Here is a 13,480-nt window from a genome sequence, read left to right as displayed (position 1 = left end):
ACGCTCAAGGCATTCAAGGCGAAATGAGAATTATTACTGAAAATCTATTAGCATTTTAATACATAACATATACTACTTTGTAAACCTTCACAAAATAAACTCACAATAACTATTTGTAACAGTGCCGATTTTACCGCCTTTTCATCTACTAATGTGCACCATGACAATATTTGTATTTCTTACCTGAACCGCACGGGCATAGCTCATTACGGGATACCCTACCCCAACTAGTAGGATCATCAGGGTTTCTATCTTTTGGGGCAATGCGTGATACGACAGTTTTAAGGTTAGTCTCAAGGCTACTTCCTGCATTATATTTACTAAATGCTGGATCTTCACGACTCTCACGCATATTGTTCTGAAGTTTTTTATGCTCAAGCGAAACATCTTCTTTTTGAACATGTTTTAAGTCGATATGGAAGTGATACACCGTTTGAATAAATAATTCTTTTAAATTATTAAGCATCTGCTCAAATAAGTTAAATGCTTCTCTTTTATACTCACTAAGAGGGTCTTTTTGAGCATAAGCGCGAAGAGATATGCCTTGTCTTAAATGATCTAAGCTATATAAATGATCTTTCCAAACTTGATCAAGAGTAGTTAGTAAAATATATTTCACGGCATTATGCATTAACTCGCTACTATAGGCTTCTTCTTTTGACTTATATATATCATGAGCCATTTGTATAACAATCTTTGTGATTTCTGCTTCCGTTACATCACTTTTACTTACTAAATTATGATCAAATTTTATAGAAAAGACACGATGTAATTCTACGCTTAAATTTTCTATATCCCAATCTTCTCTATAAGAGCCTACCGGCATAAAAGTTAATACTATCTTTTTAGCGAGTTCCTCAGTAGTACTATTTAAGAAACCGTGACTATCTTTAGATTTAATAATTTCAGTACGTTGCTCATATATTATCCTACGTTGGTCATTCATTACATCATCAAAACGTAATAAATTTTTACGCATCTCGTAGTTATGTCCTTCTACTTTTTGCTGGGCTTTCTCAAGTGAACGACTAATCATCGGATGGTGGATAGCCTCTCCGTCTTTCAATCCAAGTGTTCTAAGGACTCCTGATATACGATCTGATGCAAAAATACGCATTAAATCATCATCAAGCGATAGGAAAAACTGAGTGTTTCCTGGATCACCCTGTCTACCCGATCTTCCTCTTAGCTGATTATCTATCCTACGGCTTTCATGCCTTTCCGTACCTATCACAAATAACCCACCCGCTTCAATAACCTGCTTTTTTTCTTCGGCAATTTGAGCTTTTATTTCAGCTGTTTTAGCTTCATAATTATGATCTTTATCCAGATGCTCTATTAACATTTCAGGATTACCGCCAAGCATAATATCAGTGCCTCGTCCTGCCATATTGGTTGCAATCGTTACAGCTTTAAACCTACCGGCTTGAGCAATAATACAGGCTTCCTGTTCATGGAACTTAGCATTTAATACTTTATGAGGGATTTTTTCTTTATTTAAAACGCTTGAAAGTTCTTCTGACTTTTCTATGCTTAGCGTACCGACAAGTATAGGCTGACCACGATCGTAACAATCCTTAATCCGCTTTAAGATAGCATCATATTTTTCTTTTTTACTGCCGTAAATTTCGTCATCAAGATCAAGCCTTGTAACTTTATTATGGGTTGGGACTGCAACCACATCGAGATTATATATATCTTTTAATTCCGGTGCTTCGGTCATAGCCGTACCTGTCATACCCGATAATTTAGGATAATTACGAAAATAATTTTGGAAAGTAATAGATGCTAAAGTTTGATTCTCATTTTGAATTTTCACATTTTCTTTTGCTTCTAATGCTTGATGTAACCCTTCTGAATATCTACGTCCTTCTATTACACGACCGGTAAATTCGTCTATAATCATTACTTTACCTTCATGCACCAAATAATCTACATCAACAGTAAACATATTATGAGCTCTTAAGGCTTGGTTAACGTAATGTACTAAAGTTAAATTCTCAAAATCATATAAACCGGTATCAGGTTTTATAATACCCTCTTTACTTAAAAGCGATTCTATATGTGTAATGCCTGTTTCCGTTAGGTTAATAGTTTTTAATTTTTCGTCTTTTTCAAAATCACTTATATTAAGCAGACGTACAATTTTATCAATTTTACCGTATAATTCTGAATTATCATTAACCGGACCTGAAATAACAAGCGGCGTTCTTGCTTCATCTATCAAAATCGAATCAACCTCATCAATGATAGCAAAATTAAAAGGACGAAGTACCCGCTCCTGCAAGCTATACTTCATGTGATCTCTCAAATAATCGAAACCGAGTTCATTATTTGTTGCATGAGTAATATCGGCATTATAGGCGGCTCTTTTTGCTTCATCAGGCATACCGGCAACAATACATCCAACTGATAAACCTAAAAAATTGTAAATTTTACCCATGGAAGCAGAATCACGGCTTGCCAAATAATCATTCACGGTTACAACATGTACGCCTTTTCCGGTTAAAGCATTTAAGTAAGCAGGAAGCGTTGCAACTAAGGTCTTACCCTCACCGGTACGCATTTCGGTAATCATGCCTCGGTGTAATATAAGCCCCCCTATAAGCTGAACATCAAAATGACGCATACCGTAAACTCTTCTAGCCGCTTCCCTAACTACCGCAAATGCCTCATATACTATCTCGTCTAAAGTAGCTCCGTTTTTAAGCTTTTCTTTAAACTCTACAGTTTTATTCTTTAACTCCTCATCTGATAATTTTTGCATCGCAGGCTCAAACGAGTTAATTTTTGTAATTTCAGAAAATAGTTTTTTTACAGTACGATCATTTGCAGTACCGAAAAGTTTTTTTAAAATCGAAAGCATTAAAGTACTAAAATAATATTTTGCATTTAAAATTTATAGTACTGAATCGATGTCATTCCTACGAATAAAGAATCAAGAATAAAGAAGTGTCCAGTACTATGTTATTTTAAAATATAGGCGATTTTTGTTAATAGTGCTATATAAATTTACTACATAATTTTTGTAAATTATTATTAATAAATAAAATATTCTCAAATAGCTGTTGACGGTTATATATTATTTTTATAAAATTTAAGCTTATGTTTAACACAATTATGAGTCATAAATGAAAAAATTATCTGTTATATTTTTATCAGTTAGCATGCTTTCCGGTATTGCTTTTGCCGATACAGACAAAGTAGTTGCTACCTATAAAGGCGGTGCAGTAAAAGAATCGCAAATTATGAAAGAATTTAAGCCTCAGCTTAATCTTCAATCAGGTGAAACAATCAAAAATTTTAATGATTTTCCACCGCAAGATCAGGAAAAATTAATAAAAGTTTATGTTAATAATCTTTTGTTAAAAGAAGAAGTTGCTAAGTCAAATATTACTTCATCTCAAGCATTCCAAGAAAAACTTGAAAATGCAAAAAATCAATTAGCTCAGCAAGAATTACTAGCAAATTACATAAAATCTAATATTACAGATAAGATGTTTGATGACGAATATAATAAATATGTCGGTAACCTTAAAGGTAAAGAGCAAATAAAAGTTGCTCATATTTTAGTTAAATCTCAAAAAGAAGCTAATGATATAAAGACCAAATTAAGCAAAGGCGGAAATTTCACTAAGCTTGCAGAAGAGTCATCTCTTGATAAAGCTTCAGCTTCAAACGGCGGAGTTATAGGTTACATTCTATTAAATCAACCTGGACAGTTAGTACCGGAATTTGAGAAGAAAGCTTTTGCTTTAAAAGTAAATGAAGTTTCAACTCCTGTAAAAACCGATTTCGGTTGGCATATTATCAAAGTGCTTGAGAAAAAACCTGTGCCTATTCCAACAAAAGAAGAAGCAAAAGTAACTATTGATAATATATTAGCTGCAGAAGTACTAAAGAAATATATTTCTGATTTAGAAGCTAAAGCCGATTTGAAAATCATGTTACCTAAGGCAGATAGCAAAGCCGGATCGTAATTTATTGAATATCATTTCTAGCTAAAAGCAGAATTGCCTGCATGGCTTGTCGATATCATTCCCGCGCAAGCTGGAATCCAGTAAAATCTATAAAAAACTTGTTTTTATAGATTTATTTTATTAAATATAAATTAAGGTTATTTTTTGGATTCCCGCCTTTGCGGGAATGACATCGGGTAGATTTTTTGAACCATGCAACAACGTCTATGCCTACTCTCAATAACAGATCGGTACTACCCAAGAATGACACCTAACAACTACTCTCAACTATGGCAAACGCCACGCATACAGGATAATCATCAGAAAGAGAAAGGTGAATATTAAAAGAAGAGTATTTTTTTGTATAGCTTGCACTAACTTCTACTATAGGCTTACCTAAATCATCATTGAGTATAGTAATGTCTTTAAAGTTTATGCCTTGACCAATACCAACGCCAAAAGCTTTACTAACAGCTTCTTTAGCAGCAAAACGTTTTGCTAAAAAAGTAGCATGACTTGTTTTATCTAATAAAGCAAACTGTCTTAATTCTTTTGAGGCTAGAATTCTTTTAGCAAAAAGTTCCGGATATAAATGTAATATTTTTTTGATTCTAAGAATTTGTACTATATCAGTACCGACACCGATAAGCATTTACTTATCGGTATCATAATCTTTGCCATTCTCATCAATAAAGATTTGATCATCTAAATCAGAATAATCTTCCGTTATACAAACTTCAGATAAGTACTCAAATTCTTCTTTTATATCCTCTGATTCATCTTGATTAACAAGCGGCTCTATCGTAGTGTTTGTACGCAGACTATTTATTAAGTCTTGCTCTAACTGTTCTACCGATAATTTTCCGGCAGCAATTCTACGTAATGAGATAACAGGAGGCTTATCACGTTTTTCTTTTTTGATTTGATTAGTTTCTACTTTATAATTTAATAATTTAGCATATCTTGTTGCTAGTACAACAAGACGGAACCTATCCGGTATAATTTTATTACAATCTTCTGCTGTAATTCTTGCCATAATTTTCTCCGTTAAAAATAGTATACTATAAATAAATAGGAAATGAGTATACGAAGATCAACTTCAAAAAGAGTAAGGAGTTCACAAGGCGAGGAGCACAACGTATACTTAATACGTGAGTACCGCATCTCTTGTAGAACACTTAGCCAATCTTTGAAGTTCATCGCGTGTATTATACCCTTTTTATATCCGCACCGCAATTACTTAATTTTTTTTCTAAATCTTGAAAGCCACGATCCAAGTGATATATTCGGTGTAATACGGTTTTGCTATTAGTACTGAGCCCTGCGAGTACTAGCGATACCGAAGCTCTAAGGTCGCTTGCCATAACTTCTGCTCCTTTTAACATTTCTACACCTCGAACGACCGCCGTATTACTTCGTACTACTATATCTGCTCCCATTCTACATAATTCATGGACATGCATGAAACGATTTTCAAAAATATTCTCGGTAATCATTGAAACACCGCTACTAAGCGTCATAAGACTCATAAATTGTGCTTGCAAATCAGTAGCAAAGCCAGGATAGGGATTAGTTGCTAAATCAACTGAATTTAACTTCCCTTCATAAGTTACTTGAACTCCGTTATTGATCGGCACAACTTTTATACCAGTTTCAATAAGTTTTAAAGCTATATTTTCTATAATATGGTAATCAATCCCACAAATTTTTACATCACCTTTAGTAATAGCTGCCGCAAACATATAAGTACCGGCTTCAATACGGTCAGCAAGTACTTTATAGCTCGTTTTATTTAAAGAATCTTTACCATTAATCGTTATTTCACTAGTACCGACACCTGCAATATCGGCTCCCATTTTGATAAGGCAATTACATAAATCAACTATCTCCGGCTCCAGGCCGCAATTAAAAAGCACAGTTTCCCCCTCTGCTAAAACAGCTGCAAGTATTGCATTAATCGTAGCACCTACGGAAACTTTATCAAAAACAAAATGAGTACCTTTTAAGCGTCCTTTACTTGAAGCATTAATATAACCGTCTTCTATTTCAATCGTAGCTCCCATAGCTTTTAATACGGCAATATGCAAATCTACTTGCCTTGCTCCAATAGCACAACCACCCGGGAGCGATACTTTTGCTTTACCGTATTTAGTAAGCAAAGGACCAAGCACCCAAAGCGATGCTCTCATTTTACGAACTATTTCATAATCTGCAGTAAAGTTATTTATATTGCCGGTATTAATTATAAGCTCAAATTCATCCGTGTATTCTATTATTTCGATACCTGCCCCGTGACTTCGGAGCAAATCTTTCATAGTACTAACATCCGTTAATTTTGGAACATTAGTAATATGCAGTTTATCGGTAAGAATAGACGCCGCCATAATAGGTAACACGGCATTTTTAGCACCACTAATATTAATACTACCTTTCAGAGGTTTACCGCCATGAATAATTAATTTTTGCATAAGTTTTTGTTATGTCATTCTTACCGTTCTTAATGTCATTCCCGCGAAAGCGGGAATGACATTAACAAGCCACGGGATGACCACGATTATCTTCAAAAGATACAGCTAAATATCAATCACTTCAGACAAGATGAATTTAAGGGATAGCCTGCACAGCGTACCAAAAGTATGTGAGCACCAGGCTATACCCACAAAATTCGCTTGTATCAAGTGATTGAGATGACGCTGTACTATACATCCAAATTCACGACATTCAACGCATTCGCTTGGATAAATAATCTACGAGGTTCAACAACATCACCCATTAAAGTAGAGAAAATGCCTTCCGCTTCATCGACCTCCGCAACTCTTACCTGAAGCAAAGTTCTTTTTGCAGGATCAAGAGTAGTTTCCCATAATTGGTCGGAATTCATCTCACCAAGACCCTTAAAACGCTGGATGTTTATCCCTTTTTTCCCACATTCTATAATAGTATTTAATAACTGGCTTGCTGTTAAAATACCGCATTCCTGACTTTTTACTATAAGCTTTAATTGCTTACTGAATATATCAAAAATCGTTAAAGCAAGCTTTGATATTTGTACAAACTCAAATGATTCCAACTGCTCTTTCAACAATATTTTACTTTCTTTTAAACCCCTACTAAAACGGAAGAACTCTATTTTATTTTCATGTTTTAAAATTGCCCAATTAGTTTTATCAGGTGAGTCTTCTAAGCTATTTAAAACATCTAAAGCTTTTTCGAGTCTTAAGTCACTTTCAGCTTCAAATATTTTGTTATTAAGTAAGTCATTAATCGCAAGAATTTCAGTAATTGAGCGATTAAATTTTTTGCTAGCATGGTCAAGCAAGCTGTTAAACTTAACTACTTTATTAATTAGCTCTTCTAAATTATCACCTACTAACTGCTCTTTACCGTCTAGAGTTAAGGTTGCATCATTGATAGTTGATTTTATCAAATAATCCTGCAAAGCTTGCTCATTCTTTAAATAAAGCTCAGCTGCACCCTTTTTTACCTTATAAAGCGGTGGCTGTGCTATATATAGATAACCTTTATTTATTAGCTCAGGCATATGACGATAGAAAAACGTGAGCAATAAAGTTCTAATGTGCGAGCCGTCAACATCAGCATCGGTCATAATAATAACTTTATGGTATCTAAGCTTTTCTAAGGAAAATTCTCGTTCAACACTAATCCCAAGAGCTGTAATTAACGTACCAATTTGGTCCGAACCGAGCATTTTATCAAATCTTGCACGCTCAACATTCAAAATTTTACCACGCAAAGGCAATATAGCCTGAATTTTGCTATCCCTACCCTGTTTTGCAGTACCGCCCGCAGAGTCTCCCTCAACAATAAACAATTCTGAAATTGCCGGATCTTTTGCATGGCAATCGGCAAGCTTACCGGGTAAGTTCGAGACTTCTAAGGCTGATTTTCTTCGAGTTAGCTCCCTCGCTTTTCTAGCAGCTTCACGAGCATTAGCTGCTTCCATAATCTTAGCTATAATTGCCTTTGATTCCGCCGGATGCTCTTCAAACCACTCAAGAACCTTTGTATAAACAGCATTTTCAACAACCGGTCGCACTTCGGAGCTTACTAGCTTATCTTTCGTTTGAGAGGAAAATTTAGGATCAGGAACTTTAACGGAAAGTACACAACATAAGCCTTCTCTAGTATCCTCACCGCTAAAGTCATTTTTAGATTTTTTATTAAGACCCGTAGTATCAAGGTACGAGGTAATAACACGTGTTATTGCTGATTTGAAAGCACTAAGATGAGTTCCGCCGTCACGCTGCCTAATATTGTTAGTGAAACACAGGATATTCTCATGATAAGAATCGTTCCAGTGCATCGCAAGCTCAAGGCTTATACCGGAGTCAGCATTCTCTGTATTAACTACTATACATGGATGAATGGCGTGTTTAGCTCTATCTATATATTTTATATAAGCTTCTATACCGCCCGTATAATAAAACTCTACTGCTTTAACTTCTTCAAAGCGATTATCGACGAGTAAAATCTTTACGCCTGAATTTAAAAAAGCAAGCTCACGAAGACGATGCTCTATAGTACCTAAATCAAATTCTATATTAGTAAATGTTTCTACAGACGGAAAAAAAGTCACTTCTGTACCTTTTTTATCAATATTTTCTTTGACAACCGCAAGTGGAGCTTCTGTTATACCATTATTAAATCTAATCAAATATTCCTTATTATTACGCCAAATACGTAATTCAAGCCACTCTGAAAGCGCATTCACAACCGATACTCCAACACCGTGCAAACCGCCTGAAACCTTGTAAGAGTTCTGATCAAACTTACCGCCGGCGTGAAGTTGCGTCATAATAACTTCAGCTGCCGATATTCCTTCTTCTTCATGAATTTCAACGGGGATACCTCGCCCGTTATCAGATACGGTTACCGAACCGTTTTTATTTAATGTTACTCTTACTAGATCACAATAACCGGCAAGCGACTCGTCGATAGCGTTGTCGACTACTTCATAAATCATATGATGTAGACCGGACCCATCTCCAACGTCCCCGATATACATTCCCGGTCTTTTTCTTACAGCTTCAAGACCTTTTAAAACCTTTATAGAATCAGCACCATATGATGATTCGTTAAATTTTTCTTCAATTTCCGACATAATCCGACACGATATTTATTTGTTGCTAGAAACAATAAAAATAACTATAACGTAACTTATTAGAATAGTAAAGTTTCTTGATTTAAAAAGTTTACGTCATTGCGAGGAGCGAAGCGACGCGACAATCCAGTAACAGCTATGCATTTTTAACTGGATTGCTTCGTCAATTGCTATGCAATTTCCTCGCAATGACGATATGACAATACCAAATTAGTGAGATAACAATGAATATATTAAAGTTAAACAATATTTTCGACGTGATAGATGATTATGACGTGTTTTTATTTGATCTTTGGGGTGTAATAATCGAAGGAGGGCATACTTACCCAGGCGTCGTAGAAAATATTAATAAAATTATTAAACGGAAAAAAGTCTATTTTGTTACTAATGCTCCACGAAATATTTTTTCGCTGCATCCAACAATTAAATCTTGGGGAGTAAACGTGTTACCTGAAATGATTATTAGCTCAGGTGAAATAGCTGTGCAAATGATCCTAGAAAGCAAAGAACGCTTCGGTATTGAAAAGCCGGTAATATCTCACCTAGGACATTTAGACAATGATATAATAAATGGAATTCAATGTCCTATTACTGATGATATTAACCAAGCTAATATTTTCTTAATGACTATTTACAGAGACGAAAGCAAAAATTTAGATTTGAATGAATTCGATGAGTTATTTAAAATTGTTGTACAACGTAAAATGGTCAATATTTGTGCTAATCCTGATCTTGGAATAAATCAGCACGGTGTTTATAGATATTGTAGCGGTTATTATGCCGAAAAAATAAAGCAGCTTGGCGGCAAAGTAATTTATAGCGGTAAGCCATATGAAGACATATATAGCAAGATTTTAAAAGAATGTCATAATACCCCTAAGAATCGTATGTTAATGATTGGGGATACTTTTTACACCGATATACTTGCAGCAAATCGTCTTGGTATAGACTCTGCCCTAGTGTTAACCGGAAATTCTAGAGAATATCATAGTAATTTTGATAATATTGAGGAAAAACTGGATAGTTTAACAAAAGCTGCTGTTAAGCAATCGATTATACCTAGTTTTGTTACGAGTTTGTCGTAACTAACTGTCACCCCGTGGCTTGACCACGGGGTCTATAAAAACAATAAAGATACTAATAAATTTAGTATCTTGAACTGGATCCTGTGGTCAAGCCACGGGGATGACAGAGGTGAAATTGATCCACACAGGAATAACATAGAAAAGCGGAAATGACATCAAAAGAACTCTATTGATATTTTACTCATAATCTGCTATAGAGTAAAACTTAAGCGGTCGTGGCGAAATTGGTAGACGCGCAGCATTGAGGGTGCTGTTCTGTAAAAAGATTGGAAGTTCAAGTCTTCTCGACCGCACCATTCCCCGGTTTTTCACAAAGCCAAATTTTTTCTATTTTAACACTTCAGATTTTATATTTACTCCTAAGTTCTTCTTGTTAGCAAATGTTGGTGCTAATTACATGAAAAGGAGTTGAAATAAAAACTATTGCTTATTTGTACTCTATGATTTATATTGATTAGCAAATTGTACACAATTCTGTGCCAAGCCTAGCTAACCAGCTTTAAATCATTATACTAAGTATACTCCGAAGCAAAATGAAGAGTTGTCATACTTCGACACAACTTCAAAAAGAGCAATGAATCCACAAGGTGAGGAGCGGAGCGTATACTTAACACGTGGCTACCTATGCTCTTGTAGGATGACGTAGCCAATTTTTGAAGTTCTATCTTAGTATATATAATAAACTATTAGGTAAATAGGCCATGCCTAATTTCAATATATTTAAAAGCATCTTACCTGATCATCATGATCAATTTGCCGAGATTTTTGATCAAATTAATGATCTGATTGAAGATCACAATTATGACGCTGCTGCAAGCAGGCTGGCCAAGCTTCATTATGCCGATTTAGCGGATTTCTTAGATAATCTTAACAATAAAACATATAAAATAATTATTCCTTTATTACAGGATGAAATGAAGCCTGAAACGTTAGTATCGTTAAATGCTTATAGCAAGCCTTTAATCATAGAAACTTTAGGCATAAAAAAATCTGCAGAATTAATCAATAAGCTAGTTATAGAAGATGCTATTGAAGTAATAATCGATCTAGACGATGATATAAAAGACCTTATCCTAAGTAATCTTACTAAAGAAAAAAAACACCAAATTACCGTAGGTTGTACATATCCCGAAAATACGGTAGGTAGGGTAATTGAGCGAGATTTTATTAATCTTCAAGAAGGCTGGACGGTTGAGGAATCATTAAATTTTATCAAGAACGTAAAACATGACTTTTATGCTGCAATCGTTACGGATAATACATTACGCCCCATCGGTATTATTTCTCTTAGCACGCTAATTAAAGGCAAAAAAAATGAATTAATAAAAGATTTGATGAGCAAAGATTTTAAGCTTGCAGATGCTTTTACCGACTTAAATGAATTAAGCTTCATTTTTAGACAATATGCTTTAACTATTGTACCGGTAGTAAATAAAAGCGGCAAGTTAGTAGGTAGCGTATCAATCGATAATATAATTTATATTATCGAAGAACAAGCCGAAAAAGATATATTATCATTAAGTGGAGTACACACTCAAGATACTTTCTTCAATGTATTTTATACCGTTAAACATCGTTTTCCTTGGCTCTTTGTTAATCTAATCACTGCCTGCATGACTTCACTTATCATTAACCATTTTAACGATACTATTACAAAACTTGTAACGCTTGCAGCTACTATGCCTATCGTAGCTTCAATGGGTGGAAATGCCGGAACACAAGCCATGACCGTTACGGTTAGAGCCCTTGCTAATAAAGATATTCATTATAATACTGTCAATAAAGTTATATTAAAAGAAATAGCAGTATCGGCTTTTAACGGTTTTGTACTTGCCATTATCGGAGCAGGACTTAGTTTTGTGATGTTGCTTGACTTAAATCTTAGCGTTATTTTTGCTATTGCAGTTATTTTAAATTTTTTAGCAGCTGGATTATTCGGCTCTGCTATTCCTATAATACTGCATTATTTTGATATAGACCCCGCTGCAGGCTCCGGCGTATTTCTAACAACCATAACCGATGCTCTAGGTTTCCTAACTTTCTTAAACCTTGCTCATATTTTTTTAGTATAATTGTTTATGAGGTGTCTTTCCAAACCAACTTATAGAGAGGAATTTAAAGGAGACATGGAAGTGCTTGCCACCGGCAACGTACGTAGAAATACGTGAGCAGGCGAGTAGGCATTGTTGCGTGGACCGATAAAACCCACTGTGTCACCCCATGGCTTGCTAACTAGGTCCATAAAAACAATAAAAAATACTAATAATTTTAGTATTTTTAACTAGATCACGTGGTCAAGCCACGGGATGACAGAAGTGAAATCGAGCCATGCAACAATACTATGTGAGTACCGGATCAACATATAAATCACCTCTCAAAGCGAAATTTAGAAAGACATCTATTCAAATAACAATACGTACACATTACAGCAAACAGTAGCTACAACTCCAAGACATTTACATATACCGCAACTTGCATCCTGATTTTCAGACTCGGTAATATTATTCTCATAAGATATATTATTATCTCTTTGTATATTCTGATTATTATTATTGATATTCGAGTCTTTGAACAATAAATTTGCAACAGTTAGTATTAACTCACCCTGTGATGCAATTAGATTAGTATTATTTAAGGAGCTAGATTGTGCATACTCTTGTACTTCTAAACTATTACGGTTTGACATAGTTACATTTTGACTTTAGGATCAATATTTAAAGTTATATAACAATAATTTTTAATAGCCCACAAATTATAATGAAATAAGAAATAACTTTTACGGAAGATATAAGCTCTTGGAAAGAAAAGTTTGAAATTTGTGTTTATAGTAAAACATTACTCGATAAACTCGAATATTTAAATACTAAAGTAGAACATCCTATAGATATCCTCGAAATCAAAAAAGGTATCTACTATGCACGTAAATATCACGGTTCTCAAATGCGTCAATCAGGCGATCCTTATTATTCGCACCCGATTGAGGTAACAATTATGCTTGCTGAATTTGTAGCTGAAGAAGCACCTAAGCTTTATAACATTATTATGCTGCAAGCCGCTTTACTTCATGATACTATTGAAGATCCCAAATTAACTGAAGAAGCAATGACCGAAATTTTTGGACCGGAAGTAGCAAAACACGTAGAAGGTCTAACTTACGGGAAAATAAGTAGCGGAGAAAGCCTAAACTTATAAACTAAACACCTCTCAGCTATAAGCTGAGAGGTTATAAAGTGGAATCGATTAGAAATCGATCATCATTAATAGGCTCACCTTCTTGCTCATCAATATACTGCTGTATCATTTCATCAGTAATA

General features: G+C 34.7%; 10 protein-coding genes, 1 tRNA gene and 2 pseudogenes. 5 read left to right on the top strand and 8 right to left on the bottom strand.

The window, feature by feature from the left end:
* Positions 1-148: 148 nt before the first annotated feature.
* The gene (gene secA / locus ACKTSD_RS03415; RefSeq protein ID WP_412708016.1) at positions 149-2,866 is read right to left on the bottom strand and encodes a preprotein translocase subunit SecA; all 2,718 of its coding nucleotides are present in this window, start codon (positions 2,864-2,866) and stop codon (positions 149-151) included.
* A gap of 265 nt (positions 2,867-3,131) precedes the next feature.
* Between secA and ACKTSD_RS03410 the strand changes: the two genes are divergently transcribed.
* Positions 3,132-3,980 carry a foldase protein PrsA gene (locus ACKTSD_RS03410; protein WP_412708015.1) on the top strand — a complete coding sequence of 283 codons (849 nt, stop codon included), beginning with the start codon at positions 3,132-3,134 and terminating at the stop codon, positions 3,978-3,980.
* A gap of 250 nt (positions 3,981-4,230) precedes the next feature.
* Here the strand turns inward: ACKTSD_RS03410 and acpS are convergent, their stop codons facing one another.
* The 4 genes from acpS to gyrB form a co-directional block, all read right to left on the bottom strand.
* A complete protein-coding gene (gene acpS / locus ACKTSD_RS03405) occupies positions 4,231-4,611 on the bottom strand; it encodes a holo-ACP synthase (protein WP_412708014.1) in 381 nt (126 codons plus the stop codon).
* Positions 4,612-4,995, bottom strand: a complete 384-nt coding sequence (gene rpoZ / locus ACKTSD_RS03400) for a DNA-directed RNA polymerase subunit omega (protein ID WP_412708013.1) — start codon at positions 4,993-4,995, stop codon at positions 4,612-4,614. It abuts the gene before it with no gap.
* A gap of 172 nt (positions 4,996-5,167) precedes the next feature.
* Positions 5,168-6,427: a UDP-N-acetylglucosamine 1-carboxyvinyltransferase gene (gene murA / locus ACKTSD_RS03395; protein ID WP_412708012.1), complete on the bottom strand. Its 1,260-nt coding sequence runs from the start codon at positions 6,425-6,427 to the stop codon at positions 5,168-5,170.
* Positions 6,428-6,657: 230 nt separating this feature from the next.
* Complete coding sequence (gene gyrB / locus ACKTSD_RS03390) at positions 6,658-9,081, bottom strand: DNA topoisomerase (ATP-hydrolyzing) subunit B (protein ID WP_412708011.1); 2,424 nt, start codon at positions 9,079-9,081, stop codon at positions 6,658-6,660.
* A gap of 224 nt (positions 9,082-9,305) precedes the next feature.
* On the opposite strand from gyrB, the gene ACKTSD_RS03385 reads away from it, so the two are divergent.
* The 3 genes from ACKTSD_RS03385 to mgtE all read left to right on the top strand — a co-directional run bounded on the left by ACKTSD_RS03385 (position 9,306) and on the right by mgtE (position 12,238).
* Complete coding sequence (locus ACKTSD_RS03385; RefSeq protein WP_412708010.1) at positions 9,306-10,166, top strand: TIGR01459 family HAD-type hydrolase; 861 nt, start codon at positions 9,306-9,308, stop codon at positions 10,164-10,166.
* Positions 10,167-10,375: 209 nt separating this feature from the next.
* Positions 10,376-10,462: transfer RNA gene (locus tag ACKTSD_RS03380), tRNA-Leu, on the top strand.
* A 405-nt stretch (positions 10,463-10,867) separates the two neighbouring features.
* Positions 10,868-12,238 (top strand): magnesium transporter, encoded by a 1,371-nt coding sequence (mgtE, locus tag ACKTSD_RS03375; protein ID WP_412708009.1) that lies wholly within the window; start codon positions 10,868-10,870, stop codon positions 12,236-12,238.
* Between the two features lie 29 nt (positions 12,239-12,267).
* Here mgtE and ACKTSD_RS07840 read toward each other — a convergent pair whose 3' ends face one another.
* Complete coding sequence (locus ACKTSD_RS07840) at positions 12,268-12,408, bottom strand: hypothetical protein (RefSeq protein WP_456237193.1); 141 nt, start codon at positions 12,406-12,408, stop codon at positions 12,268-12,270.
* A 156-nt stretch (positions 12,409-12,564) separates the two neighbouring features.
* Positions 12,565-12,852, bottom strand: coding sequence for a hypothetical protein (locus ACKTSD_RS03365; RefSeq protein ID WP_412708007.1), 288 nt, complete (start codon positions 12,850-12,852; stop codon positions 12,565-12,567).
* Positions 12,853-12,935: 83 nt separating this feature from the next.
* Here ACKTSD_RS03365 and ACKTSD_RS03360 point away from each other — a divergent pair.
* Positions 12,936-13,355, top strand: a pseudogene (locus ACKTSD_RS03360) (HD domain-containing protein); the annotation flags it as partial.
* Positions 13,356-13,389: 34 nt separating this feature from the next.
* Here the strand turns inward: ACKTSD_RS03360 and ACKTSD_RS07835 are convergent.
* A pseudogene (locus ACKTSD_RS07835) lies at positions 13,390-13,480 on the bottom strand (IS200/IS605 family transposase); the annotation flags it as partial.

The sequence above is a fragment of the Candidatus Rickettsia kedanie genome (assembly GCF_045865205.1).
In the GTDB taxonomy this organism is placed as follows: Bacteria; Pseudomonadota; Alphaproteobacteria; order Rickettsiales; family Rickettsiaceae; genus Rickettsia; species Rickettsia australis.
Note: the sequence above shows the minus strand (reverse complement) of the source record. Positions and strands in the feature narration are given on the sequence as shown.

Coding starts and splice junctions, on each gene's coding strand:
- ACKTSD_RS03365 (WP_412708007.1), bottom strand. CDS start 12,852: ATGTCAAACCGTAATAGTTTAGAAGTACAAGAGTATGCACAATCTAGC.
- ACKTSD_RS03385 (WP_412708010.1), top strand. CDS start 9,306: ATGAATATATTAAAGTTAAACAATATTTTCGACGTGATAGATGATTAT.
- secA (WP_412708016.1), bottom strand. CDS start 2,866: ATGCTTTCGATTTTAAAAAAACTTTTCGGTACTGCAAATGATCGTACT.
- gyrB (WP_412708011.1), bottom strand. CDS start 9,081: ATGTCGGAAATTGAAGAAAAATTTAACGAATCATCATATGGTGCTGAT.
- mgtE (WP_412708009.1), top strand. CDS start 10,868: ATGCCTAATTTCAATATATTTAAAAGCATCTTACCTGATCATCATGAT.
- ACKTSD_RS07840 (WP_456237193.1), bottom strand. CDS start 12,408: ATGGACCTAGTTAGCAAGCCATGGGGTGACACAGTGGGTTTTATCGGT.
- acpS (WP_412708014.1), bottom strand. CDS start 4,611: ATGCTTATCGGTGTCGGTACTGATATAGTACAAATTCTTAGAATCAAA.
- rpoZ (WP_412708013.1), bottom strand. CDS start 4,995: ATGGCAAGAATTACAGCAGAAGATTGTAATAAAATTATACCGGATAGG.
- ACKTSD_RS03410 (WP_412708015.1), top strand. CDS start 3,132: ATGAAAAAATTATCTGTTATATTTTTATCAGTTAGCATGCTTTCCGGT.
- murA (WP_412708012.1), bottom strand. CDS start 6,427: ATGCAAAAATTAATTATTCATGGCGGTAAACCTCTGAAAGGTAGTATT.